A 25,446-nucleotide genomic window follows, 5' to 3' on the forward strand; every position below is an offset into this window, starting at 1 on the left:
CGGGCGCATGACTTATTCCGGGTGCGGGGGGCCGGGTGCTATTTGCCCCCCGGCCCGGTATAGTAACGGCTGATCCAGGGGGCCCGTGCGCCCCGTTGCCGAGACCGTCCATCCCCATGACCGACGCCATTCTGGTGCTCTGCACCTGCCCCGACGAGACCAGTGCAGACCACCTCTGCGAGCAGCTGCTCGACCAGCGCCTCGCCGCCTGCATCAACCAGCTGCCCGGGGTCACCTCCGTCTATCGCTGGCAGGGCAAGACGGAACGAACCCGGGAGATCCAGCTCGTCATCAAGAGTCGGGCCGCTCTGTTCGAACCCCTGCGCCAGTGCATTCTCGCCCACCATCCCTACGAGGTACCGGAGATCCTGGCGCTCCCGGCAAGCCAGGGCCACCCTGCCTATCTCGACTGGTTGACACAGGAGACCTCATGACCGCCTCTCGCCCCCTCTCCTTCCTGCTGATGCTGCTGGGCCTGCTCTGCGTCCTGACGACGGCCCCTGCCCGGGCCAGCAGCCAGGATCTGCTCGGCAGCCTCGGCATCGAGACCCAGCCCAGATTCCTCAAGGTGGATCAGGCCTTCGCCCTTGAGAGCGAACAACAGGGTGATCGGCTGCTGCTCCGGATACGCATCGCCGACGGCTACTACCTCTATCGCCACAGCATCCGTGTGAAGGGAGAGAACCTCGCCTTTGACGAGCCCGTCCTGCCCCCCGGCACCGAGCACGAGGATGACTTCTTCGGCAATAGCCGGGTCTATTACCAGGAGGTGCAGATCCCCGTGGCGCTGACCCGGGTCGGGGACGCGGCCAGCCTCACTCTGAGTTACCAGGGCTGTACCGAGGGACTCTGCTACCCACCGACCGACAAGCGGATCGCCGTCGAGCCCCTCGCCGCCCCCGCCCGGGCGGAAGCGGCGGCCAGCCTTCAGGGCACAGACGTGCCGGGCAGCCAGCAGGACAGGCTGGCGGCCGCCCTCGGCAGCCAGGGGTTCTGGATCAGCGTCGCCGCCTTCTTCGCCCTGGGTCTCGGCCTCGCCTTCACCCCCTGCGTCTTCCCCATGTATCCCATCCTGACCGGGATCATCGCCGGGGCCGGGCATCGCCTCTCCACCCGTCGCGCCTTCCTGCTCTCCTTTGTCTATGTGCAGGGGATGGCGGTCACCTATACCCTGCTCGGGCTCGTCGTCGCCTCGGCGGGCCTGCAATTCCAGGCGGCCCTGCAGCACCCCTATGTGCTCATCGGCCTCTCGGTGATGTTCGTGCTGCTCGCCCTCTCCATGTTCGGGCTCTACACCCTGCAACTGCCGAGCAGCCTGCAAACCCGTCTCTCGGGCTTCTCCAACCGCCAGCAGGGCGGATCCGTGGCCGGCGTCGCCATCATGGGCATGATCTCGGGACTGGTCTGCTCCCCCTGCACCACGGCGCCGCTCTCCGGGGCCCTTATCTACGTGGCCCAGAGTGGCGATCTCTGGCTCGGCGGTGCGGCCCTCTATGCCCTCTCCCTGGGCATGGGGCTGCCGCTGCTCTTGCTCGGCACCTCTGGCGGCAAGCTGCTGCCCAGGGCCGGCGCCTGGATGGATGTGATCAAGCAACTCTTCGGTTTTGCGCTGCTGGCGGTACCCATCCTGCTGCTCTCAAGGCTCCTGAGCGACCTCGTCGCCACCCTGCTCTGGCTCGGCTGGGGGCTGGTGCTGTGCGGTTATCTCTATCACCACAACCAGCATCGCGCCCATTCGGTGGGCAAGAGCCTCGGCGGCTTCGTCCTGCTGCTGGCGATGATGGGTCTGGTGGTGGTGGGCAAGGATCTGCTGCTGCCACCCGAGGGGGCCAATGCCGCCGCCCAGACCCAGGCCCCCCGCTTCATTCGCATCAAGACCCTGGACGATCTCAAGGTGCAGCTTGTCGCCGCCCGCGGCAAGCCGGTGTTGCTAGACCTCTACGCCGACTGGTGCGTGGCCTGCAAGGAGTTCGAGCACAAGACCTTCAGCAACCCCGATGTGCAGGCGCGCTTCAGCGAGATGGTGCTGCTGCAGGCGGACGTCACCGCCAACGACGACGCCGACGTGGATCTGCTCAACGGCCTCAACGTGCTGGGATTGCCGACCCTCATCTTCTTCGATCGCGATGGCAACGAGGTGAACGGCCAGCGGGTGACCGGCTTCATGGGGCCTGCCGAATTTCTCGGCCAGCTGGACAAGCTGCGCTAGATGGAGCTTCGGCGACTGTCAGCGTTTCACCCAGAGCACAGGGGCTGGCTGGAGGAAGTTGTCATGGCAGCCCCAGCCTACAGCTGGCTGACCGAAAGCAAGGGGCCTGCCCCTGCGGATGCCGAAGAGATACTCAAGGTCTGTCCACCGGGGATGGGGCAAGAGGACAAGTTTGTGCTGGCCGTGCTGGAGGGGGAAGAATTGCTTGGCTGCGTCGATCTCATCCGTGGCTATCCCACACCGGATACCGCCTATCTCGGTCTGCTGCTGTTGAAGGAGTGCAGGCAAGGCCGTGGCATCGGCAGCCAAGTCGTCCTACGGCTCATGGAGATGGCGGCAAACTGGGGTTGCACCAACATGCGGCTCGGGGTCATAGAAACCAACCTGCCAGCCCTGCATTTTTGGACCAAGCACGGCTTCCAGCAAGTAGATCGCAAACAGATCGCCGGGTTCAGCGGCGATACCCTGGTCATGACCTGCATCGTTCGCCGTCCCCTTCCCTCGGACCTGCCATAGACTGCTGATTTTTCTGGCTATCCCTTGTATCTGGCCCGTACCGTGGCAAACTTTGCCCCTCCTGTCTCGCATCATCCGGAGTTTTGATGAAAAAGTGGTTCATCCCCCTGCTGGCCCTCTGGCTTTATGGCTGCAACGCAGGTCCCGGTGAAGAGACCATCCAGAGCCAGGTCACCGCCAGGTTGCAGGCGGGCACAGATGCTGACCTGTTCGACATCCGCGACTTCGCCGTGCTCGGCAAGGAGGAGCGGATGGAGGGGGTCTATCTGGTCAAGGTGAGCTACCAGCTCCACTTCAAGCAGGGACTGGATCAGTTGCAGGTGCTGCACGACGAGGATCTGGTCTATGACAGGGTCGGCCCCTTCCAGCAGGAGATGGGACTGATGGAGCTCGAGCGCAAATATGGCGACTTCGAGGCAGGCCAGGCCCTGGCGCAGGAGACCCAGGTCTGGATGATGAAGACGGAGCAGGGCTGGCGCCTGGCCGAGCCAGACGCGACGCAGCAGGGATAATCCCGAGCCCCCCTCCCCCTAGAGCAGATCCTTCAGCCGATACCAGAGCATCCCGAGCGCCAGCAGCGGAGAGCGCAACGCCGGGCCACCCGGGAAAGTCATGTGAGGGACGCGGCTGAAGAGATCGAAGCCCCGGCTCTCCCCCTTGATCGCCTCCGCCACCAGCTTGCCCGCCATGTGGGTGGCATTGAGGCCATGGCCCGAATAGGCCTGGGCATAGAAGACGTTGGGATGCTGCTCGAGGCGGCCTATCTGGGGCAGCCTGTTGGCGCCTATGCCTATCATGCCCCCCCACTGGAACTCGATGGCGGTACCCGCGAGCTCGGGGAAGACCCGCAGCAGCTTGGGCAGCATGAAGGCCTTGATGTCGCGGGGGTCACGGCCCGAGTAGTTGCAGGCCCCGCCAAACAGCAGGCGACCGTCCGCCGACAGCCGATAGTAGTCGAGCGCCACATTCTGATCGCACACCGCCATGTTCTGTGGCAGCAAGCGCTGGCGCAGGCGCTTCTCCAGCACCTGGGTGGCGAGAATGTAGGAGCCCGCCGGCAGCACCTTGCCCCCGAGATCGGGCTGGAGGTCGCCCAAGTAAGCGTTGCAGCCGATCACCAGGTAGTCCGCGCTGACCCGGCCGTGGGCCGTGGTCACCTCGACCCGCTCGCCGTATTCGATGTGGGTCACCCTTGAGTGTTCGAACAGGGAGGCCCCGAGACTGGCTGCCGCACGCGCTTCGCCGAGGGCCAGGTTGAGAGGATGCAGGTGACCGGAGCCCATGTCGATCATCCCGCCGATATAGCGATCCGATCCGACCACGGTGTGCATCTCCTCCCGCGCCACCATTTTCAGTGCGTGCCGGTAACCCAGGCTCGCCAGGTGCTCGGCATCCTCCTCGAACCCCTTCAGGTGGCGCGCCTTGGTGGCGAGATCGCAATAGCCCCAGGTGAGATCGCACTCGATATTGAAACGCTCGACCCGCTCGCGCACCAGTTGCACCGCTTCGATCCCCATGAGATCCAGCTCCCGCACGCCCGCCTCGCCAATCCAGCGGGCGAACTGGCTGGTATCGTGGCCGATGCCGCGGATCAGCTGGCCTCCGTTGCGCCCCGACGCTCCCCAGCCGATGCGGTTGGCCTCCAGCAGCACCACCTTGTAACCGGCATCGGCCAGGTTGATGGCGGTGTTGAGGCCGGTGAAACCACCACCGATGACGCAGACGTCCGCATCCAGCTCACCACTGAGCTCGGGCCACTGCCGATGGTCGTTGCGAGTGGCCGCGTAATAGGAGGCCGTGTGTTCCTGATGTCCCTGTCTTCCTGTCTGCATGCTCAGCATCCTGCCTGGTTGCATTCGTTTACTAAATTAAACGGGTGTCATCGATAATACCCAGCCCCCCATCCCCAATCCAGCCCGTCAGGATCACAGAAATGCAAAAGGCGCCCCGAAGGGCGCCTTTTCATGCAATCAAGGTGCTGCGAATTACAGTACGTCGATGGCGTTCAGGTCGGAGAAGGCCTTCTCCAGACGTGCGATCATGGAAGTCTGACCGGCACGCAGCCATACGCGCGGATCGTAGAACTTCTTGTTCGGCTTGTCGGCACCTTCCGGGTTGCCCAGCTGGCCTTGCAGGTAGGCTTCGTTGGACTTGTAGAAGTTCAGCACGCCTTCCCAGGTCGCCCACTGGGTGTCGGTGTCGATGTTCATCTTCACCACGCCGTAGGAGATGGATTCGCGGATCTCTTCCAGGGTAGAGCCGGAGCCACCGTGGAACACGAAGTCCAGGGACTTGGCAGGCAGACCGAACTTCTCGGAGACGTACTTCTGGGAGTTGTCCAGGATCTTCGGAGTCAGCTTGACGTTACCCGGCTTGTACACACCGTGCACGTTGCCGAAGGAGGCAGCGATGGTGAAGCGCGGGCTGATCTTGGACAGACGCTCGTAGGCGTAGGCCACGTCTTCCGGCTGGGTGTACAGGGAGGATTGGTCCAGATGGCTGTTGTCCACGCCGTCTTCTTCACCGCCGGTGCAGCCCAGTTCCAGTTCCAGAGTCATGTTCATCTTGGCCATGCGAGTCAGGTACTCGCAGCAGATGTCGATGTTCTCTTCCAGAGACTCTTCGGACAGATCCAGCATGTGGGAGGAGAACAGCGGCTTGCCGGTTTCGGCAAAGTGCTTCTCACCGGCATCCAGCAGACCGTCGATCCACGGCAGCAGCTTCTTGGCGGCGTGGTCGGTGTGCAGGATCACCGGTACACCGTAGGCTTCGGCAACGGCGTGCACGTGCTTGGCACCGGAGATGGCACCCAGGATGGCAGCTTGCTGGCCTTCCAGCTTCAGACCCTTGCCGGCGGTGAACACGGCACCACCGTTGGAGAACTGCACGATAACCGGGGCTTTGACCTTGGCAGCAGCTTCCAGCACGGCGTTCACGGAGTCGGTACCGACGCAGTTGACGGCCGGCAGAGCGAAGCCGTTTTCCTTGGCGATGGCGAACACTTTCTGAACGTCATCACCAGTGATCACGCCGGGTTTTACGAAGTCGAAAATTTTCTTAGACATGTTTAATCGTCCTGTCTCGTATGCCGTTAATAAAAAGTGGGGGGTTCATCATGAACCGGCACAGCGGCCACATGATAAACGAAACGGGAGGCTTTTGCCCCCCGTCCCGGGTCAATTAGGCTTTGGCGCGCTCTTCGAGAATCGCGACAGCCGGCAGTACCTTGCCTTCTACGAACTCCAGGAAGGCGCCGCCGCCGGTGGAGATGTAGGAGACCTTGTCGGCGATGCCGAACTTGTCGATGGCCGCCAGGGTGTCACCACCGCCAGCGATGGAGAAGGCCGGGGAAGCGGCGATGGCTTCGGCGATCACCTTGGTGCCTTCAGCGAACTGGTCGAACTCGAACACGCCGACCGGGCCGTTCCACAGGATGGTCTTGGCGTTCATGATGATGTCGGCCAGGGCCTTGGCGGAATCCGGACCGATGTCGAAGATCATGTCGCCGTCAGTCACGTCGGACACGGACTTGATGGTGGCCGGGGTGGATTCGGAGAATTCGCTACCCACAACCACGTCGGTGGTCACCGGAATGTTGGTCTCGGCAGCCAGTTTCTTGGCGGTGTCGATCAGGTCGTGCTCGCACAGGGACTTGCCGACGTTGTGACCGGCAGCAGCGATGAAGGTGTTGGCGATGCCACCACCGACCACCAGCTGGTCAGCGATCTTGGAGAGGGATTCCAGTACGGTCAGCTTGGTGGAGACCTTGGAGCCGCCAACGATGGCAACCATGGGGCGCTCGGGCTTCAGCATGGCTTTGCCCAGGGCTTCCAGTTCACCGGCCAGCAGGGGGCCTGCACAGGCAACCGGTGCGAACTGGGCCACACCGTAGGTGGAACCTTCGGCGCGGTGAGCAGTACCGAACGCATCCATTACAAAGACGTCACACAGGGCGGCGTATTTTTTGGCCAGCTCTTCGGTGTTCTTCTTCTCGCCTTTGTTGAAGCGGCAGTTTTCCAGCACAACCAGCTCACCGGCGGCGACGTCTACGCCATCCAGGTAGTCTTTGGCCAGACGAACCGGGCAGGACAGTGCGTCTTTCAGATAGTTGACAACCGGAGCCAGGGAGAATTCTTCGTTGTATTCACCCTCGGTCGGACGACCCAGGTGGGAGGTGATCATCAGCTTGGCGCCCTTTTCCAGAGCCAGCTTGATGGTCGGCAGAGTCGCAACGATACGTGCATCGGAAGTGACCTTGCCGTCTTTTACCGGCACGTTCAGGTCAGCACGGATCAGAACGCGTTTGCCCGCCAGATCCAGGTCGGTCATCTTGATAACAGACATATTCAGTCCTCTATATATTTTCAGGTAATGTTAAAAAAACAGTAACCTTGCGCCCGGTGCAGACTTTCAGCCTGCGGCCATCATGGCCCGGGTGGTATCCAGCATGCGGTTGGCGAAGCCCCATTCGTTATCGCACCACATCAACATCTTGACGAGGTTGGCATCGCTGACCCGGGTCTGGGTACCATCAATGATGCAGGAGTGTGCATCATGATTAAAGTCTACGGAGACCAGTGGCTCTTCCGTGTAGTCCAGAATACCGTGTAATGTACCTCTGGATGCCCGTTGCAGGGCTTGATTTACGTCACTAACTGTCACTTTTTTACGAACAGTAATGCTCAGATCCATGGCGGTTACATTGATGGTGGGTACCCGCACCGCGATCGCCTCGAACTTGCCGGCGAAGTGGGGAAGGATACGTTCCAACCCCTTTGCCAGCTTGGTGTCCACCGGGATGATGGACTGGCTGGCTGCCCGGGTTCTGCGCAAGTCGCCGTGATAGGCATCGATGACTTGCTGATCGTGCATGGCCGAATGAATTGTCGTAATAGTACCACAATTTATCTCGAATTCTCGATGCAATGTTTCGATAACGGGGACCACGCAGTTGGTAGTGCAGGAGGCGTTGGAGACGATCCGCTCGCGCCCCGTCAGCACCTGGTGGTTGACCCCGTAGACAATGGTGGCGTCCACGTCCGCGTCCGCCGGATGGGAGAAGAGCACCTTGCCCGCTCCCGCCCCCAGATGCAGCTCGGCATCGGCCCGGGAGCCGAACACCCCAGTGCAGTCCAGCACCACGTCCACCCCCAGCGCCCGCCACGGCAAGTTCGACGGATCCCGCTCGGCAAACAGGGCGATGAGATCCTCCCCCACCTGCATGCTGTTGCCCGCCAGTTGCACCGGATAGCGGAACCGGCCGTGACTGGTGTCGAAGCGGGTCAGGTGCACCATGGCCTCGGGGGCCGCCAGCTCGTTGATGGCCACTATCTTGATGGTCTTGTCGCGGCCGCTCTCGTAGAGGGCCCGCAGCACGTTGCGGCCGATGCGGCCATAGCCGTTGATGGCAATCTTGATCATGGAAACGTTGTGTCCTTAGCTGCGACAAAGGGATGGGAGGAAGGGTCGACTCACGAGAGCAGTGCCTCGCGAAAGACGCCGCGGGCCAGCAGTGCGGCACCGAATACCCCGGCGCTGTCCCCCAGGGCCGGCGCTATCATGGGGGTGGCGAAACGGGGGTTGAACAGAAAGGGCAATACCGTTTCGCGCCCGGCGCGATAGAGGCTCTGCACATTGCCCACGCCACCACCGATGACGATGACGTCCGGATCGAGAATATTGATCACGTTGGCGAGGGCCTGGCCGAACAACAGGTGCAACCGGTCCATGGTGAGCCTGGCGACATGATCATGGGCACTGGCCGCAGCAATCTGGGCGAGCGAGAGACGGCGTTTGGTCCTGGCCTCGTACCAGGCCTCCAGCGCCGGGCCGCTGATGAGGGTTTCGACGCAGCCGCGCTTGCCGCAGTAGCACTCTGGCCCCTCCGGCAACAGGACGTTGTGCCCCCACTCCCCGGCGATGCCGTGGTGACCGTTGAGGATCTGGCCGTTGATGACGATGCCGGCCCCGACTCCGGTGCCCATGATGATGCCGAACACCACGCGTGCAGAGGGGTGATGCTGGCGCACCGCCCCCAGATGGGTTTCCGCCAGGGCGAAACAGTTGGCGTCGTTGGCGATGAGCACGGGGACGCCCAGCCTGCGCTCCAGATCTTCCTTGAGCGGCTTGCCGTTGAACTCGGTGGTATTGCTGTTTTTCAGCAGCCCGGTCTGGGGGTCCCGGGCCCCCGGCGTCCCCATGCCGATGAGTACAGGACGCTGACCGAGTTTGGCGGCACACTCGTCCACCAGTTTGGCGATCTGGCCCAGCATGTGCTGGTAGCCGCCGTGCCGTTCAGTGGGAATGCGGTGGCGCAGCAGCACCTCGTCGCCATCGAGCACCACGCACTCGCACTTGGTCCCGCCAAGGTCGATCCCCCAATCCCACACCCGCTTCTCCATCCAGCCTCCTGCCCCTCAACGACCCCATCCCGGCCACGACTGCCAACATGGGGGTGCAGTGTAACCCGAGCCGCGACCAGGATGCAGCCCCCTGTGTCACGGACAGCAAAACGGGGCCCGCAGGCCCCGTTCATCACGCTGTATGCCGCCCTCAGCGACCGTGGTATCGGGCGGAGAGCTCATGCACCGCGTTGACGAACACGCCGGCATGTTCCGGGTCCACATCCTGATGGATGCCGTGCCCCAGGTTGAAGATATGACCGTTGCCATGACCGAAACCGGCCAGAATGGTGGCGACCTCTTCGCGGATCCGCTCCGGGGTGGCGTAGAGCATGGAGGGGTCCATGTTGCCTTGCAGCGCCACCTTGTCGCCGACCCGGCGTTTGGCGTCCGCGATGTCGGTGGTCCAGTCCAGCCCCAGGGCATCACAGCCGGTGGCGGCGATCTGCTCCAGCCACTGGCCGCCGTTCTTGGTGAACAGGGTGACCGGCACACGGCGGCCCTCATGTTCACGGATCAGGCCATCGACGATCTTGTGCATGTACTGCAGGGAGAAGTCGCGGTAATCCCGCGGGGTGAGCACGCCGCCCCAGGTGTCGAATACCATGACCGCCTGGGCACCCGCCCTGATCTGGGCGTTGAGATAGCTAATCACGCTGTCCGCCAGCTTGTCGAGCAGCAGATGCAGGGTCTGCGGCTCTGCATACATCATCTTCTTGATCTTGGTGAAGGCCTTGGAGCTGCCCCCCTCCACCATGTAGGTGGCCAGGGTCCAGGGGCTGCCGGAGAAGCCGATGAGCGGCACGTCGCCCTTGAGCTCGCGGCGGATGGTGCGCACCGCATTCATCACGTAGCCGAGCTCGTCTTCCGGATCCGGGATGGGCAGGGCCTGCACGTCGGCCATGGAGGTGATCGGGCGCTCGAAGCGCGGGCCTTCCCCCTGTTCGAAGTAGAGGCCCAGCCCCATGGCATCGGGCACGGTCAGGATGTCGGAGAAGAGAATGGCGGCATCGAGTGGATAGCGGCGCAGGGGCTGCAAGGTGACTTCACAGGCCAGCTCGGCGTTGCGACACAGGGACATGAAATCCCCCGCAACGGCGCGGGTCGCCTTGTATTCCGGCAGATAACGGCCAGCCTGACGCATCATCCATACCGGGGTCATGTCCACTTCCTGGCGCAGCAGGGCACGCAGGTATCGATCGTTTTTCAGCTCTTTCATCCCAGTTCCTGAGTCATGTCACGCATAAAATGGCGGACATGATACCACTTTGTGCAAGGCTGAGGGCGACCCTGACGCCGCACATCGCCGCAGGAGTGCAAAGATGTGAGGGGGCGCATACAAGCGCCCCCGTTTTCCCTCAACGCGCCTCGGCGAGACACTGTTCGATGAGCCGGCGCGCTATGGTGCCATGAGGGGGCAAGCGCGGCAGCCGGTCAGCCTCAAAGAAGCCTGCCGCCACCAGTTCGTCATCCTGCACCCGGATCTCGCCGTTCTCGTAGTCGGCGGTGAAGCCCATCATCAGGCTGTGGGGGAAGGGCCAGGGCTGGCTCGCCACATAACGCACATTGGTCACCCGGATGCCGCTCTCCTCGAACACCTCCCGCGCCACGCACTGCTCCAGATTCTCCCCTGCCTCCACGAAGCCGGCTAGCACGGTATACATGGGATCATCCGCCTGATAGTGACGGCGGTGGGCTGCCAGCAAGATGGCCGGTCCCTTGCGCACCGCGACGATGATGCAGGGGGAGATGCGCGGATAGACGACATGGCCGTGATGACACCCCTGGGCCCACTCCCCTTCCCTCGGGGTCATGGGGGCGCCGCACTCACCGCAGAAACGATGGGTACGGCGAAAAGTGGCGAGCTGCCAGGCCCGCCCTGCGAGGCGAAAGCCCTCTTCGTCCCCCGCCACCATAAGCTGGCGCAGCGGGGCCATGGCCTCGGTCTCCGCCTCCGCCCCCAGATCCAGCAGATGGCAAGGCAGGCCGTCCCACTCGTCGAAGCGCTCGAAGGAGGCGGTGTGCAGATGGGTGGGCAAAACGGCGCGGGGCCCTTGTGGAATGCGCCCCTGTTCATCCAGCAGGACGAGGTGATCGCCCCCCAGCACGAACCAGAAGGCCTGTTCAGTTGATGACATATGATGAAGGCTCTTGTTGAGAATGCGCGCGGCACAGGATCGTTCGCCTCATCTTACGAGCGGGAAGGGCCGATGGCGACCCCCGACATGGCCCTCTTCTCGCCAGACACACCATGAAAAAAGGCCGCCTCTGGCGACCTTTCATCCTGTTGACCGCCCGGGCGATCAGTTCATCCAGCGCTCGCTGCTCTTGCGACGGCGCGGGAGCATGGGCAGAAGGATCCCGAGCAGGATGCCGCCCCCCACCATGGCACCACCGCGGATGAACCAGTCCATCTGCATGTCGTGCTCACGGTTGTCATAGCTCTGGGTCAGGGCGTCGTTCTGTTCCTTGAGGCTGCTCATCTCGGCGCTCTGGCTGTCCAGACGGGCTTTGAGGCTGGCGATCTCCTTGCTCTGCTCGGCGATCTTGCCATCCTTCTCGGCGAAGCGTTTCTCGTTGTCGCCATTGAGGTTCAGCAGACGGGCCTTGGCTTCGTCCAGCTCTTTCTGAACCTGGGGAAGGCGTTCACGCAGGCTGATCTCCCCCTGCAGCTCGCTGTTCTTGATCCAGCCTTCGCGGCCACGACCGTCCACCACCTGGGTGAATCCGGCCTCCTGGTTCACCGCCTTGACCTCCAGCGGCTCACCGGCCTTGACGCTGCCGAGGATCCGGTACTGGGTACCCGGACCGTTGTGGATATAGGTAAAGATGTTGTCTGAAACATAGCGGGTATCGGCCAGTGCCTGTTGGGCACACAAGCAGATCAGGATCCCGAGAAGGGCGCGCATGGTCGATCGATTCTCTTCGTTGGATTAGGTTGCAGGCCGAATGTTAAGCCGCCTGCGGGTCAAAGGACAAGCAAAGAAAAGCGCCATCCCCCCGAGTGAGAGCTGTCTCGCCGCGCCGCCGGTTTGCCACGCGACCATTCCAGACGTCGCACCTACTTCTGTTTCAGCGCCTGCACCTCGGCGCGCAGGGCCTTGAGCTCTTTGAGCAGTTGCGCCTGCTGCTCGCTCTGTTGGCGTCGCCACACAGCGGTGTCGTCGTTGGTCTTGCCGGGATGGACGAACAGGCTGGCCATGAAGCCGCTGAGGGCGCCAAACAACCCCACGCCAAAGAGGATCAGCAGGCTGGCGACGAAGCGCCCCTCCTCCGTCTTGGGCACCAGATCCCCGTACCCCACGGTAGAGAGGGTCACCAGCGTCCACCAGAAGGCATCGTAAGGAGTCTGGATCTGGCTGCCGGGTTGCCCCGTTTCCAGCCAGTACATGACGCCGGAGCCGACCCCCAGCAACAGGAAGAAGAGGAAGAGAATGCCGGAGAGGGTGGTTTCGTTGCGTTCACGACGGAACATGGCCAGCAGATCCGGTCTGTCCCGGAGCAACTGGTAGACCCGCCACAGCTGGATGAGCCGCGCCCAGCGCAGTTGTTCCACCATGGGCAGGCTGCCGGGCAGATAGAACCAGTTGCTCTTGAAGAAGGCCATCCTGTCGGAGGCGCGCGCCCAGCCATAGGCGAAGTGAGCGAGGAAGAAGTAGCAGATCAGGCTGTCGACATCATAAAAGAGCTGCAAAGTCTGGGGGCTCAGTTCACCGTGCCCCAGCCAGCGAGCAGCCACCAGGCAAACCGAAATCACGGAGAGAAACCCCATCAGCAGATCCATGGTACGCAAATGAGTTAAGTGATGTCGCATACATTTTCCAACTTTAAGCACGGTGCAAATTAATAAAAAGGAAGATAATGCCGATAGCTATGACGGCAAAGGAATAATGGACGTTGAAAGGAGAAAAATTATGCAGTTGAACCCGCTGGAGAGGCGCATGAGCAACATCCGACTGGTGCCCAAGGTGGTGCTGCTCATGGTGTTCAGCACCCTGCTGCTGCTGGCCAAACTCTGGTTCGATGCCAGCAACCTGGAAGCGACCCTGCTCAGCGAGGGCATTGATGCCGCCATGGCCAACACCATCGCCGATCGCCTGCTCTGGACCGGGCTGGTGGAGACGGCGCTCATGGGGGTCGTCTTCGTGGTGCTGCTGCTCACCGGCTCCCGCCTCATGGTCAAGCAGGTCCACTACCTGGTGGGGCTGCTGGAGCGTTTCGCCAACAAGGATCTCAGCCACAGCGTGCTGCTCAAGTCCCGGGACGAGTTCGGCGACATCGCCAAGGCGGTGGCCCACTCCCAGGAGAACCTCAAGGAGGTGTTCGGGACCCAGCGTGCCGCCTGCAAGGAGCTCAACGAGATCGCCTCCCAGGTGACTCTCTGCATGGATGAGGCGAACGAGGCCATCAACGAGGAGTTCACCCAGATTGAGCAGCTTGCCAGCGCCATGAGCCAGATGGTAGGTGCCATTCGAGAAGTGGCCAACCACGCGGAGCAGGCGTCCCACGCCACCGCCGAAACCAGCCAGCTGGCCGAGGAGGGCAGCCGCTGCGTGGCGGCTACCGTCAACACCATCGACACTCTCTCCGGCAACATCCAGCGCTCCTCCACCGTGGTCAACGAAGTGGAGCACGGGGTCGATCGCATCGGCTCCGTGGTGGACACCATCCGCAGCATCTCCGAGCAGACCAACCTGCTGGCCCTGAACGCCGCCATCGAGGCCGCCCGCGCCGGTGAGGCGGGTCGCGGTTTTGCCGTGGTCGCCTCCGAGGTGCGCGAACTCGCGAACCGTGCCCAGGCGGCCACCGTCGAGATCCAGAAGATGATCGAGCAGCTTCAGGGCAACGCCCGCCAGGCCGTCGGCCTGATGGCCGAGAGCGTGCAGCAGGCGGACAAGGGGGTGGAGCAGGTGACCCAGGCTGGTACCCAGCTCGACACCATAGTGCAGCGGGTGCAGGGAGTGGCCGACATGAACCGCCAGATCGCCGCCGCCTCCGAGCAGCAGAGCTCGGTCGCCGAGGAGATGAATGCCAACTTGGAGCAGGTCAAACAGGTGGTGGAAGGCTCCGTCGTGGTGCTGCGGGAGCTGAAAGATGCCTCCGAACTGGTGGAACACCACAGCCAGACGCTGGACAGCCATATCCAGGCCTTCAAGCTGGCCTGATGCTGGCCTGATGCTGGCGCCCATCGTCAAACCTTCAGGCTGGCCTGAGGTCGTGATTTGAGTACACTGGAAGGCCCCCTTAGGGGCCTTTCTTTTTTCATCACGGCAAGGAGCCAGGATGCAGACCACAGAACGTGCGCTTGAGATAAGCGACGACAAGGGGCGCCTCGACGTCCCGCTCATTCACCGTTTCCTCAGTGAAGAGGCCTACTGGTGCCTCGGCATTCCCCTCGCCACCCTGCAGCGGGCCATCAACCACTCCCAGTGCTTCGGAGCCTATCTCGACGGCCAGCAGGTCGCCTTCGCCCGGGTCATCACCGACAAGGCAACCTTCGGTTATCTCGCCGACGTCTTCGTGCTGCCCGAACATCGCGGGCGCGGTCACAGCAAGGCCCTGGTGGCAGCCATCCTCGCCCACCCGGAGCTGCAAGGGCTGCGCCGTCTCTCCCTCGCCACCTCCGATGCCCACGGCCTCTACGCCGGTTTCGGTTTTGTGCCGCCGAGAAGCCCCGGCAGCCTGATGGAAATCTACGACCCCGAGATCTACCGGCGTCCCTGAGCCCGGCCGATCGCCAGATCCGTCGCCTGATCACCTTCCGGGCAGCGGCGCTGTGACGCCAGCGCCCGGGAGTGCTAGATTGGCAGCCGGCATTTCACTCTCCCTGCAGACTCGTCAACCACAAGGATGGCAACCGTGGCCCAGCACTCTCCCTCTTTCTCCGCCTTCTCTCCCTTGCTGCAGGAGCAGGCCCTGCGCCACTGGCAGCGGCTGCTCGCCCAGGCGCCCCAGTATGACGCACTGCCCGAGCCCACCCGCCAGACCCTGCTGACCCTGCTCGGCCTCTCCGACTTTGTCGCCGACTCCCTCATCAAGCAACCGGGGCTGCTGGCCGAGACCCTGGCATCGGACGCTCTGACCCGGGCCGAGCGCTGGCCCGCCTATGAACCTGAACTCGCAGCCCTGCTCGCCGAGGTCGCGGACGAGGAGGCGCTCAAGCGCATCCTGCGCCAGTTCCGCCGCAGCCGCATGCTGGTGATCGCCTGGCGCGAGCTGCTCGGGGAGTCCGAGGTCGAAGAGAGCTTCATCCATCTCACCAAGCTGGCGGATGCCCTCATCTGTGGAGCCCGCAACTGGCTCTATGCCAAACAGTGCAGCGAGCTGGGCACCCCCATGGACGGCGATGGCAACCCCCAGCCGCTGCTCATCCTCGGGATGGGCAAGCTCGGCGGCGGCGAGCTCAACTTCTCCTCGGACATCGACCTTATCTTCACCTTCCCCGAGAACGGCTACACCGTTGGCGGGCGGCGGGAGCTCGCCAATCAGCAGTTCTTCATCAAGCTCGGGCAGCGTCTCATCAACGCCCTCCACCAGCCCACCCAGGATGGTCAGGTGTTCCGGGTCGACATGCGGCTGCGCCCCTTTGGCGATGCGGGGCCGCTCGCCATCTCCTTCGCCGCCATGGAGGACTACTACCAGCATCACGGCCGCAACTGGGAGCGCTACGCCATGGTCAAGGCGCGGGTGCTGGGCCCCCAGTGTGAACATGCCACGGCCCTGACCGAACTGCTGCGCCCCTTCGTGTTCCGCCGCTACATCGACTTCGGCGTCATCGACGGCCTGCGCCAGATGAAGGCGATGATCGCCGCCGAGGTGCGCCGCAAGGGACTGGAGGGCAACATCAAGCTGGGGGCCGGGGGCATTCGCGAGGTGGAGTTTATCGCCCAGGCGCTGCAACTCATCCGTGGCGGGCGCGAGCCCGCCCTGCGGGTACGCCACCTGCCCGAGGCGCTGGCCGCCATCGCCCAGGGGGGGGCCCTGGAGGGGAGCCAGTGCGAACGCCTGCTCACCGCCTATCGCTTCCTGCGCCGGGTGGAAAACATCTTGCAGGAGATCGGCGATCAGCAGACCCAGACCCTTCCCACCGAGGATCGGGATCGCCAGCGGCTCATCGCCACCCTCGGCTTTACCGACTGGGACGCCTTCATGGCCCACCTCGATGAGGAGATGGCCGCCGTCCATCAGGAGTTCGTCGCCGTGGTGGGGGAAGAGAAGGAGGCCCCCGCCCACCTGGAACAGCTCTGGCTCGATCTCTGGCGCACCGAGCTTGATGCCGCCGAGCTGGAAAAACTGCTGACCACGCAGGGAGTGGTGGAGCCCGCCCCCCTCTGCGCCGCCCTGCTGCGTTTCAAGGAGGAGTACAAGCGCCGTCAGGTGGGGCCCCAGGGGCGCATCGCCCTGGACTGGCTGATGCCGGAGCTGCTGCGCCTGGTGGTGGCGAGCCGCGAGCCCGCCCGCCTGTTCGAGCGGGTCTGCACCCTGCTGACCCGCATCTTCACCCGCAGCGCCTATCTGCAACTGCTGGCGGAAAACCCCGCCGCCCTGCGCCAGCTGGTGCGCCTGTGTGACGAGAGCAACCTGGTGAGCGAGCAGCTGGCCCGCTACCCCATCCTGCTGGACGAGCTGCTGGATCCCCAGCACCTCTACCACCCCACCCCGCTGGATCAGTACAAGCCCCAGCTGCGCCAGTTCCTGCTGCGCATCCCCGAGGAGGACGTGGAGCAGCAGATGGAGGCGCTGCGCCAGTTCAAGCAGGTGCAGCTCCTGCGCATCGTCGCCGCCGACATCGCCGGCGCCCTGCCGCTGATGAAGGTGAGCGACCACCTCACCTGGCTGGCGGAGGCGATCACCGAGGAGGTGGTCAATCAGGCGTGGGCCCAGATGAGCGAACGCTACGGGGTGCCGCCCGAGGTGGCGGTGAGCGGCCAGCGCGGCTTTGCGGTGGTGGCCTACGGCAAGCTGGGGGGCATCGAACTCGGCTACGGCTCGGATCTCGATCTGGTGTTCCTGCACGGCGGCGACCCCAACAGCTACACCGACGGTCGCAAGCCCATCGACAGCCGCCAGTTCTACCTGCGCCTGGCCCAGCGGATCCTGCATCTGTTCAGCACCCGCACTCCGTCCGGCATCCTCTACGAGATCGACATGCGGCTGCGCCCCTCCGGCGACGCAGGCCTGCTGGTCTCATCGCTGTCGGCCTATGAGCAGTACCAGCAGCAGGAAGCCTGGACCTGGGAGCATCAGGCCCTGGTGCGAGCCCGTCCCATCTATGGTGATGATGCCGTGGTCGCCGAATTTGCCCGCATCCGCCGCGACGTGCTGGCCAAGGAGCGGGATCTGCCCACCCTGGCCCGCGAAGTGCGGGAGATGCGCCAGAAGATGCGGGATCACCTGCTCAAGGCGGGAGAGGGAGAGTTCGATCTCAAGCAGTCCCCCGGCGGCATGGTGGACATCGAGTTCATCGCCCAGTACCTGGTGCTGGCCCATGCCTGCGGTGAGCCGGACGCCCTCACCCGCTGGTCAGACAATGTGCGAATCTTCGATGAGTGCGTGATGGCGGGAGTGCTCACACTGGAGCAGGCGGAGGGGCTCAAGCAGGCCTATCTGGAGATCCGCAACCTCGGCCATCGCCTCAACCTCTCGGAGATCTCCCGCAAGGTGGGGGACGATCAGTTGCCGCGAGAGCGGGGCCATGTGCTGGCGGTCTGGCAACAGCTGCTGGGAGAATAAGCAGAAGGGGCGCCATGGCGCCCCTTCTCGTTGACGAAAGGCTTGTTGAAGATGACCTAGCGCCCGCCTGCCACATCGATAAAGGTGCCGGTGGCATAGGAGGCCTCGTCCGACAGCAGCCAGGCGATGGCGGCCGCCACCTCACGGGGTTCGCCGCCCCGTTGCAGCGGAATGGCCCCCTTGATCCTGTCCACCCGGCCGGGCTCGCCGCCGTCGGCATGCATGTCGGTGTAGATGAAACCCGGGCGCACCCCGTTGACCCGGATCCCCTGGGCCGCCAGCTCCAGCGACAAGCCTCTGGTCAGCACGTCGACGGCCCCCTTGGCGGCGGCATAATCCACGTACTCCCCGGGGGAGCCCAGCCGGGCAGCGGCGGAAGAGACGTTGACGATGGCGCCCCCCGCCGTCATGCGGCGCACCGCCTCGCGGCAGCAGAGAAAGCAGCTGGTGACATTGGTGGTCAGGGTCTGGTTGATGCGCTCGGCGCTCATCTCCAGCACCTTCATCTGGGGCTGCAACCTGCCGGCGTTGTTCACCAGATGAGTGACGGGGCCGAGCCGCGCGTCCATCTCCTCGAACAGGCGCACCACTTCGGCCTCCACGCTGACATCGGCCTGCACCGCGATGCACTCGACCGGATGGGTGGCCAGGATCTCGGCCACCACCGCCTCGGCGGACACCCTGTCCTGACGATAGTTGAGACAGAGATGGTAACCCTGCGCCGCCAGATAGCGGGCTGTCGCGGCCCCGATACCTCTGCCGCCGCCGGTGATCAGCACCCGTTTTTTCATGAACCCTCCTGGTTCCCGGTTTCGAAGACTGTTTCGCATAGTACCTCATGTTGCCGACCACACCTCGTTCCGTGACGCCCGGCACCACAACAAAGAGCCCGCACGGGGCGGGCTCTTGATGGCAACAAGGGGAAGTTGGCTATTTGAACAGGCCCTTGAGCAGCTGGTCCGCCACCCCCTTCACCCCTTCGTTGTCGGCCTTGTCACCCAGCAGCTTCTTGAGACCGCGCTCGGCCTCCTTGCGGGCCTTCTCCTCCAGCACCTTGTTGTTGCTGAGCAGTGCCTTCACGTCGAGCTTGTAGCTCGGCGCCTGCCAGTGGCCGCCGATGCGCACCGGTATGGTGATGTCCTTGAGCTCATCCACCGTCTTGCCCCCCTGCCCCTTGCTGCTCTCCACCACGGAGGTGAGGAACAGGAAGTCGAGGGTCTCCGGCACCAGGGCGGTCTGGCCCTGCCCCTTCACCCGCAGGGCGGGGGCAAAGAGCTGGATGTCGTTGCTCCTGGCAATCCCGTTGGCAATCTGGAAGCTGGCGGTGAGGGCGCTGAAGTCGGTCTTGCGCACCTCCTTCACCTGATCCGCCCCCTTGCCGGTCAGGGTGGCCCGCGCCTCGCGGATCATCTCCGCCAAGTTGATGCCGTGCAGGGCGCCATCGCTCAACTTGAGGTTCACCTTGCCCTGCATCCGGCTGCGCAGCGCCTGCTCGGAGAGTCCTGAGCCCTGCGCCTCGACCTCCAGATCCCCCTTGCCTTCCAGCAGGTCGGTCTGGGCCAGGGTCTGCAGCAGCGGCCGCACTTCGACTCCCTGCACCCGCTTGTGCACCTGATAGCGGGCCGGCTGCTGACGGGCATCGAGCAGACCGCTCGCGGTCACCTGGCCGCCGGCCACCCCGGCGCTGAACTGCTTGAGGGTGAGCTGACCACCGGCCAGGGCCAGTTGCAGATCGACGGCGCTCAGATCCAGCCCCTTGAGGCGCAGGCTGCCCAGTTGCAGGCGGCCAGCCAGGTCCACCGCCTTGAGGACGGTCAGATCCGGTTCGTCCGTGGAGAGCGCCTGGGCGGCGGTCTGTGCCGGTGCTCCGGCCGAGGCTGCGGCGCCCGACATGGCCGCAGCGGGCGCGGCTTTGGCCGATTGACCGAGCCAGGCGTCGAGATCCAGCTTCTCCCCCTTGAGGTCAAAGTCCACTTTGGGTACGGCCCCCAGACGAACGGCGCCGCTGCCGCTCAGCAGAGCATCATCGACCCCCATCACCAGGTTGCTGAGGGCGACGCTCTGCTTGTCCAGCTCGGCGCGGGCAAAGCCCGCCAACTTCACCTGCATCTGCGGGCGCGGCAGAGAATCACCACTCAGCTTGGCGGCCAGCACGGCATCCGACAGCTCCAGCAGTTGCCGGTTTTCATCGAGCCGCGCCTTGAGGGTCCCCTCCAGCGTACCGGCCAGGGTCGGCTTGTCCGCCGCCCCCTGTGCCCCGCTGAGGCTAAGGCTCAGACTGCTCCACTCCCCCAATGCCAGCCGATCGGCCTTGAGGGTGAAGGCATCCAGCCGCTGGGCCGGCTGGTTCAGGCTGCCGCTGAGATTGAGATCCTTGAGCTCGCTCTTCATGGCCTCCCGGGCCAGCTTGAGCTGGGCCGACCCCTTGAGATCAAACGCCAGCTCACCCTGGGCCCCCTTGGCGGCCAGGGTCACCGGTACCCATTGATCGACCGCCAGCTGGCCCAGGTTCAGGTCCAGCTGTTCGAGACGAGAGACGGTACCGTTGCGATCGTCCCGCACCAGGGCGCTGGCATCCACCAGCGCGATGCCTTGCAGGCTGATCTGCCAGGGCTGCTTGTCACTGGCGGCTGGGGGCGTCGTTGCGGCAGGCTCGGAGGTCGTCGCCTCCCCCTTGGGGTCGGCGGAGGCCTTGAGCAGGTCACTCAGGTTGGAGCTGCCGTCAGCCTTGGTCTGGATAAAGAGATGGGCGCCGCTTAGGGTCACCTTGCCTATCTCAAGCCGATGGGAGAGCAGCGGCAGCAAGCCTACCGAGGCCTCACCCTGCTCGAATCGCACCAGGTCGGGCTCGGCGAAACCGGCGGGGTTGCGCAGCGCCACCTGCTCGAGGGAGAGGCCGAGGCTCGGCCAGAAACGCCAGCCGATATCCCCTTGTATCACCAGCTCGCGGCCGGTGCTCTTGCGCACCTGTTCCGCCAGCTGAGGCTTGAACTGGTTGGGATCGATGAGGGACACCAGGGCGGCGATGGCCACCACGGCCGCCAGCGCCAACCCCAGCAGGATGTAGATGATCTTCTTCACGATGGACTCCTTGAATGCGGATCTTGTGGCTGACTATACCACCGGGGGGATGACAGATGGGGCCCGTCTGCCAAAACGGGCCAGCAGCGAGACAGGGATGGTCGCAGCTATTGCTGCCAGCGCAGCTCTTACAACGCGCGGCAATAAAAAGGGCCCCGCAGGGCCCTGATGATAGTGGATGGCTGGCGCCCCTCTCGCCCGGATCAAGGCTGACGCGGCAGCTCCCTGTAGCCCATCTCGTACAGGGTGAAGGCATAGATGTCCGCACTCTGCTCGATAAGCTTGGCCACCGGCGTGCCCGCCCCGTGCCCGGCATTGGTCTCGATGCGGATGAGCTGGGGATGGGGGCCGGCATTGTCGGCCTGCAGGGTGGCGGCAAACTTGAAGGAGTGGGCCGGCACCACCCGATCGTCGTGATCCGCCGTGGTCACCAGGGTCGAGGGGTAGCTGACCCCGGGCCGGACGTTGTGCAGGGGCGAGTAGCCCTTCAGGTAGTCGAACATCGCCTCGCTGTCGGCGCTGGTGCCGTAGTCATAGGCCCAGCCCGCCCCGGCGGTGAAGGTGTGGTAGCGCAGCATGTCGAGCACCCCCACCGCCGGCAGGGCGACCCGCATCAGATCCGGCCGCTGGGTCATGACCGCCCCCACCAGCAGACCGCCGTTGGAGCCACCACGGATCGCCAGCCGATCGGTGCGGGTGTAGCCCTCGGCCTTGAGGTACTCGGCCGCCGCGATGAAATCGTCGAACACGTTCTGCTTGTTCTGCTGGGTGCCCGCCAGGTGCCAGGCCTGGCCATACTCGCCGCCCCCGCGCAGGTTGGCCACCGCATAGACGCCCCCCAGATCCAGCCAGTTGGCCACCGACACGCTGAAGCTCGGGGTCAGGCTCACGTCGAAACCGCCGTAGCCGTAGAGGATGGTCGGGTTGCTGCCATCAAGCTTGAGCCCCTTGCGGTAGCTGATGATGAGCGGCACCCGGGTGCCGTCCTTGCTCTGGTAGAAGCGCTGTTCGGAAACGTAATCCTCCGGTTTGAACGGCGCAGCCGAGGCGCGATAGAGGCTGATGGCGCCGCTCTTGGGCTCGAACCGGTAGAGAGTCGGCGGCTGGGCATAGTGCTCGAAGCCGAAGTAGAGGGCGGGGTCGTCGTGCTTGCCGTTGAAGCCACTGACGCTACCAAGGCCGGGCAGCGCCACCTCGCGCACCCGCTTGCCTTCGTAGTCGAACTGCTCGACCCGGGCGGTGGCATCCACCATGTACTCGGCGAACAGATAGCCGCTGCCGCTGTGCACCGTCAGCACCTGCTGGCGCTCGGGGATGAGATCCCGCCAGCGGGCCGGGCCCGGGTTGGCGGCATCCACCGTCACCAGCCGGCCGTTGGGGGCGTCCCGGTTGGTCAGCAGATAAAGGGTGCTGCCCTTGTTGTCCACCAGGCTCACGTCCGCATCCAGATCCCCCTGCACCGTCAGCAGCGGCGCGTTCTCCTGGCTCAGATCCTTCACATAGAGGCGGTTGCCCGAGGTGGAGTTCGCCGCCGAGATAAGCAGGAAGCGGTCATCTTCGGTGACGGTCGCCCCCACGTAACGGTGGTGCTGGGCCGGGATGGCGCCGAACACCAGCCGGTCATCCTCCTGCGCCGTGCCGAGCCGGTGGAAATAGACCTTGTGCTGATCGGTCCTGGCCGACAGCTCGCTGCCATCCGGCTTGTCGTAGCTCGAGTAGAAGAAGCCCTCGTTGCCGAGCCAGCTGATACCACTGAACTTCACGTCCTTGAGGGGCGCCTCCAGCGGCTGCTTGCTCTCTACGTCCATCAGGTGGATCTCGCGCCAGTCGCTGCCGGCCAGCGACAAGGAGTAGGCCAGGATGCGGCCATCGCGGGAGAAGCTCAGCTGATCCAGCGCCGTGGTGCCGTCGGGGCTGAGGGTATTGGGATCGAGGAACACCTCGGCCGGCTTGCCCTCCAGCTGGCGCCACAGCACGTTCTGGTTCTGCAGACCGTCGTTCTTGAAGAAGTAGTGGTAGCGTCCCTCGCGAAACGGTGCCCCCTCCTTGGCGTAGTTCCAGGAGGCGGCCAGCTTCTCCTTGATGGCGGCGCGATACGGGATCTGCGCCAGGTAACCCTGAGTCACCCGGTTCTGGGCCTTGACCCAGGCCTCGGTCTCGGGGCTGCGGTCATCCTCCAGCCAGCGATAGGGGTCGGCCACGGCCTGGCCGAAATAGTGATCCACCTGCTCACCCTGGCGGGTGACGGGGTAGTGAAGGCGCGTATTCCCTGACATGGCATCCTCTCTGGTTGGCTGGCCGCTGCACGCACAGAGCAGTGACAGGGCCAGCAGGCTGACAATGGCTCGCATCGAGGCGGCTCCCTGCGGTTTGAATGAGCGGGCAGGTTAACAAAGCGCGCCGGATGGCCCAACCCCCCGACCGGTGACAGAGGGTGGCCCGCCGACACGGGGGAGCCATATGAATTTTTTCGCTTAAGTTTGCCGCTTTATTTTGTTTGTTATCCGGCCCCTGGGTCACAGGATGGAATAAGACACCAGCCAACGTGAGCCATTCAGGATAAAGCATGCCGTACAGCTACCTATCACATCTGCGTTGCAGCAAGACCGGCGAGATAGTGGATGCCGATCAGCCCCAGCAGTTGAGCCCGGTAGGTGCCCCCTTGCTGGCCAGCTACGACCTCGAGGCCCTGAAACAGGCCTGGCACCCGGCCGCTCTGCTGGGCCGCCCCGCCAGCCTGTGGCGCTACCACGAGCTGCTGCCGGTGCGCGACCCCGCCCAGGTGATCACCCTGGGGGAAGGCTTCACTCCTCTGCTGCCCCTGCCCGCTTTCGGCAAGCAGATTGGCATTCCGGATCTCTGGATGAAGGATGAGAGCATCATCCCCACCGGTTCTTTCAAGGCCCGCGGCGCCGCGGTCGGCGTCTCCCGCGCCCGGGAGCTCGGCATCACCCACTTCGCCATGCCCACCAACGGCAACGCCGGTGCGGCCTGGGCGCTTTACGGCGCCCGCGCCGGGCTGCGCAGCACCATAGTCATGCCCCAAGCAGCCCCCGCCATCACAAGACTGGAGACCTCGCTGGCCGGTGCCCGCCTCTATCTGGTGGACGGCCTCATCAGCGACGCCGGTCGCCAGGTGGCCGAGGCGGTGGCCGAGCAGGGGCTGTTCGATGCCTCCACCCTCAAGGAGCCCTATCGCATCGAGGGCAAGAAGACCATGGGGCTGGAGATCGCCGAGCAGCTCGGCTGGACCCTGCCGGACGTCATCCTCTACCCCACCGGCGGCGGGGTTGGTCTCATCGGCATCTACAAGGCGCTGCGGGAGTTGCAGGAGCTGGGCTGGGTCAAGGGGCCGCTGCCGCGACTGGTGGCGGTGCAGGCGAGCGGCTGCGCCCCCATCGTCCAGGCGTGGCAGCAAGGGGAGCGCGAATCGCGCTTCTGGCCCGATTCCCAGACCCTCGCCTTTGGCATCAACGTGCCCAAGGCGCTGGGGGACTTTCTGGTGCTGGACGCCCTCTATCGCACCGAGGGGTGCGCCATCGCGGTGGACGATAGCGCCATCCAGCGCGAGATCCGACAGCTCGCCGCGCGCGAAGGCAGCTTCGTCTGCCCGGAAGGGGCGGCCGCCTTCGCCGCCGCCCGCCAGCTGCGGGAAGCGGGCTGGATACAGGGGGGCGAGCGGGTGGTGGTGCTCAACACCGGCGCCGGCATCAAGTACCCTGACGCCATCACGGTCGTGCCCCAGCGGCTGCGCCGCGATGGGAGGATCCCGGCATGAGCTTCGACTGGTCCTTTGTTCTCACCACCCTGCCGGCGTTCTGCCAATCGGTCTGGGTCACCCTGCAGCTCGGCGCCATCGTGATCCTCACCTCGCTCACTGTGGCGATGCTCAACGTGACGCTGCAAAGCCTGCACAAGCCCTGGCTGAACGGGGTGATCCGCGCCTATGTGGAGCTGGCCCGCAACACGCCGCTCTTGATCCAGCTGTTCTTTCTCTACTTCGGGCTGCCGGCGCTCGGCATCTCGCTCTCCGGCTTTGCCACGGCAGTGATCGCCATGACCTTCCTCGGCGGCGGTTACCTGACCGAGGCGCTGCGGGCAGGCGTTCAGGCAATCCCCCCCAGCCAGTTGGAAGCGGGCCGGGCCATCGGCCTCTCCCGCTGGCAGCTGCTGCGCCACGTCCAGCTGCCCCAGGCCTGGCTCGCCAGCCTGCCGGCGCTGTTTGCCAACTTCATCTTTCTGCTCAAAGAGACCACGGTGGCCTCGGCGGTGGCGGTGCCCGAGCTGCTCTACACCACCAGGAACTATATCGCCCTCTACTACAAGACCTACGAGATGCTGGCGGTACTGACCTTGATGTGCGTGCTGATCTTTCTGCCGCTCTCCCTTGCCCTGCGCGTCGTTGAAAGGAGGCTGCAACATGGTCAGTTCGGTCATTGAACAACTGATGAAGGCACCTATTGTCCTGCAGCCGCCGTCACTCGCCACCCATGCACAAGAAAGAAG

Annotated in this window: 21 protein-coding genes; 9 read left to right on the forward strand and 12 right to left on the reverse strand. The window is 64.2% G+C overall.

Annotated elements, in window-relative coordinates; genetic code table 11:
* The first annotated feature begins 116 nt into the window (after positions 1-116).
* From cutA to I6L48_RS00630, 4 genes are all read left to right on the forward strand, one after another.
* Complete coding sequence (cutA, locus tag I6L48_RS00615; RefSeq protein ID WP_113068973.1) at positions 117-434, forward strand: divalent-cation tolerance protein CutA; 318 nt, start codon at positions 117-119, stop codon at positions 432-434.
* Positions 431-2,209, forward strand: coding sequence for a protein-disulfide reductase DsbD (locus I6L48_RS00620; RefSeq protein WP_113068974.1), 1,779 nt, complete (start codon positions 431-433; stop codon positions 2,207-2,209). Before cutA ends, I6L48_RS00620 begins: the two co-directional genes overlap by 4 nt.
* Before the next feature lie 63 nt (positions 2,210-2,272).
* A complete protein-coding gene (locus I6L48_RS00625) occupies positions 2,273-2,725 on the forward strand; it encodes a GNAT family N-acetyltransferase (RefSeq protein WP_050498250.1) in 453 nt (150 codons plus the stop codon).
* An 86-nt stretch (positions 2,726-2,811) separates the two neighbouring features.
* On the forward strand, positions 2,812-3,237 hold the full coding sequence (locus tag I6L48_RS00630; protein ID WP_039040544.1) for a hypothetical protein: 426 nt from the start codon (positions 2,812-2,814) through the stop codon (positions 3,235-3,237).
* A gap of 18 nt (positions 3,238-3,255) precedes the next feature.
* Here I6L48_RS00630 and I6L48_RS00635 read toward each other — a convergent pair whose 3' ends face one another.
* The 9 genes from I6L48_RS00635 to I6L48_RS00675 all read right to left on the reverse strand — a co-directional run bounded on the left by I6L48_RS00635 (position 3,256) and on the right by I6L48_RS00675 (position 12,940).
* Complete coding sequence (locus I6L48_RS00635) at positions 3,256-4,557, reverse strand: FAD-binding oxidoreductase (RefSeq protein ID WP_113068975.1); 1,302 nt, start codon at positions 4,555-4,557, stop codon at positions 3,256-3,258.
* A 153-nt stretch (positions 4,558-4,710) separates the two neighbouring features.
* Complete coding sequence (gene fbaA, locus I6L48_RS00640; RefSeq protein WP_010675658.1) at positions 4,711-5,790, reverse strand: class II fructose-bisphosphate aldolase; 1,080 nt, start codon at positions 5,788-5,790, stop codon at positions 4,711-4,713.
* A 115-nt stretch (positions 5,791-5,905) separates the two neighbouring features.
* Positions 5,906-7,069, reverse strand: coding sequence for a phosphoglycerate kinase (locus tag I6L48_RS00645; protein WP_039040546.1), 1,164 nt, complete (start codon positions 7,067-7,069; stop codon positions 5,906-5,908).
* A gap of 66 nt (positions 7,070-7,135) precedes the next feature.
* On the reverse strand, positions 7,136-8,146 hold the full coding sequence (epd, locus tag I6L48_RS00650) for an erythrose-4-phosphate dehydrogenase (protein WP_041211676.1): 1,011 nt from the start codon (positions 8,144-8,146) through the stop codon (positions 7,136-7,138).
* Between the two features lie 50 nt (positions 8,147-8,196).
* Entirely contained in the window at positions 8,197-9,126 is a 930-nt protein-coding gene (locus I6L48_RS00655; protein ID WP_113068976.1) for an ROK family protein, read from the reverse strand.
* Between the two features lie 151 nt (positions 9,127-9,277).
* Positions 9,278-10,345 (reverse strand): uroporphyrinogen decarboxylase, encoded by a 1,068-nt coding sequence (gene hemE, locus I6L48_RS00660; protein WP_113068977.1) that lies wholly within the window; start codon positions 10,343-10,345, stop codon positions 9,278-9,280.
* Between the two features lie 139 nt (positions 10,346-10,484).
* A complete protein-coding gene (gene nudC / locus I6L48_RS00665) occupies positions 10,485-11,264 on the reverse strand; it encodes an NAD(+) diphosphatase (protein WP_113068978.1) in 780 nt (259 codons plus the stop codon).
* A gap of 165 nt (positions 11,265-11,429) precedes the next feature.
* The gene (locus I6L48_RS00670) at positions 11,430-12,035 is read right to left on the reverse strand and encodes a TIGR04211 family SH3 domain-containing protein (RefSeq protein ID WP_010675664.1); all 606 of its coding nucleotides are present in this window, start codon (positions 12,033-12,035) and stop codon (positions 11,430-11,432) included.
* A 152-nt stretch (positions 12,036-12,187) separates the two neighbouring features.
* Positions 12,188-12,940 (reverse strand): potassium channel family protein, encoded by a 753-nt coding sequence (locus I6L48_RS00675; protein WP_029314808.1) that lies wholly within the window; start codon positions 12,938-12,940, stop codon positions 12,188-12,190.
* A 100-nt stretch (positions 12,941-13,040) separates the two neighbouring features.
* Between I6L48_RS00675 and I6L48_RS00680 the strand changes: the two genes are divergently transcribed.
* The 3 genes from I6L48_RS00680 to glnE all read left to right on the forward strand — a co-directional run bounded on the left by I6L48_RS00680 (position 13,041) and on the right by glnE (position 17,859).
* The gene (locus I6L48_RS00680; protein WP_010675666.1) at positions 13,041-14,291 is read left to right on the forward strand and encodes a methyl-accepting chemotaxis protein; all 1,251 of its coding nucleotides are present in this window, start codon (positions 13,041-13,043) and stop codon (positions 14,289-14,291) included.
* A 118-nt stretch (positions 14,292-14,409) separates the two neighbouring features.
* Positions 14,410-14,850 carry a GNAT family N-acetyltransferase gene (locus I6L48_RS00685; RefSeq protein WP_113068979.1) on the forward strand — a complete coding sequence of 147 codons (441 nt, stop codon included), beginning with the start codon at positions 14,410-14,412 and terminating at the stop codon, positions 14,848-14,850.
* Positions 14,851-14,985: 135 nt separating this feature from the next.
* The gene (gene glnE, locus I6L48_RS00690; protein WP_225159571.1) at positions 14,986-17,859 is read left to right on the forward strand and encodes a bifunctional [glutamate--ammonia ligase]-adenylyl-L-tyrosine phosphorylase/[glutamate--ammonia-ligase] adenylyltransferase; all 2,874 of its coding nucleotides are present in this window, start codon (positions 14,986-14,988) and stop codon (positions 17,857-17,859) included.
* Between the two features lie 56 nt (positions 17,860-17,915).
* On the opposite strand, the gene I6L48_RS00695 is transcribed toward glnE, so the two are convergent.
* The 3 genes from I6L48_RS00695 to I6L48_RS00705 form a co-directional block, all read right to left on the reverse strand.
* The gene (locus I6L48_RS00695) at positions 17,916-18,650 is read right to left on the reverse strand and encodes an SDR family oxidoreductase (RefSeq protein WP_113068981.1); all 735 of its coding nucleotides are present in this window, start codon (positions 18,648-18,650) and stop codon (positions 17,916-17,918) included.
* A gap of 139 nt (positions 18,651-18,789) precedes the next feature.
* A complete protein-coding gene (locus tag I6L48_RS00700; protein WP_113068982.1) occupies positions 18,790-20,940 on the reverse strand; it encodes an AsmA family protein in 2,151 nt (716 codons plus the stop codon).
* A 203-nt stretch (positions 20,941-21,143) separates the two neighbouring features.
* Positions 21,144-23,291, reverse strand: a complete 2,148-nt coding sequence (locus tag I6L48_RS00705) for a prolyl oligopeptidase family protein (protein ID WP_113068983.1) — start codon at positions 23,289-23,291, stop codon at positions 21,144-21,146.
* 215 nt (positions 23,292-23,506) lie between these two features.
* On the opposite strand from I6L48_RS00705, the gene I6L48_RS00710 reads away from it, so the two are divergent.
* Together I6L48_RS00710 and I6L48_RS00715 are read left to right on the forward strand one after the other, a co-directional pair.
* Positions 23,507-24,718: a threonine synthase gene (locus I6L48_RS00710; protein WP_048208437.1), complete on the forward strand. Its 1,212-nt coding sequence runs from the start codon at positions 23,507-23,509 to the stop codon at positions 24,716-24,718.
* Positions 24,715-25,380 carry an amino acid ABC transporter permease gene (locus tag I6L48_RS00715; RefSeq protein ID WP_113068984.1) on the forward strand — a complete coding sequence of 222 codons (666 nt, stop codon included), beginning with the start codon at positions 24,715-24,717 and terminating at the stop codon, positions 25,378-25,380. Before I6L48_RS00710 ends, I6L48_RS00715 begins: the two co-directional genes overlap by 4 nt.
* Positions 25,381-25,446 lie beyond the last annotated feature (66 nt).

The sequence above is a fragment of the Aeromonas sp. FDAARGOS 1418 genome, from assembly GCF_019048585.1.
Lineage (GTDB): Bacteria > Pseudomonadota > Gammaproteobacteria > Enterobacterales > Aeromonadaceae > Aeromonas > Aeromonas caviae.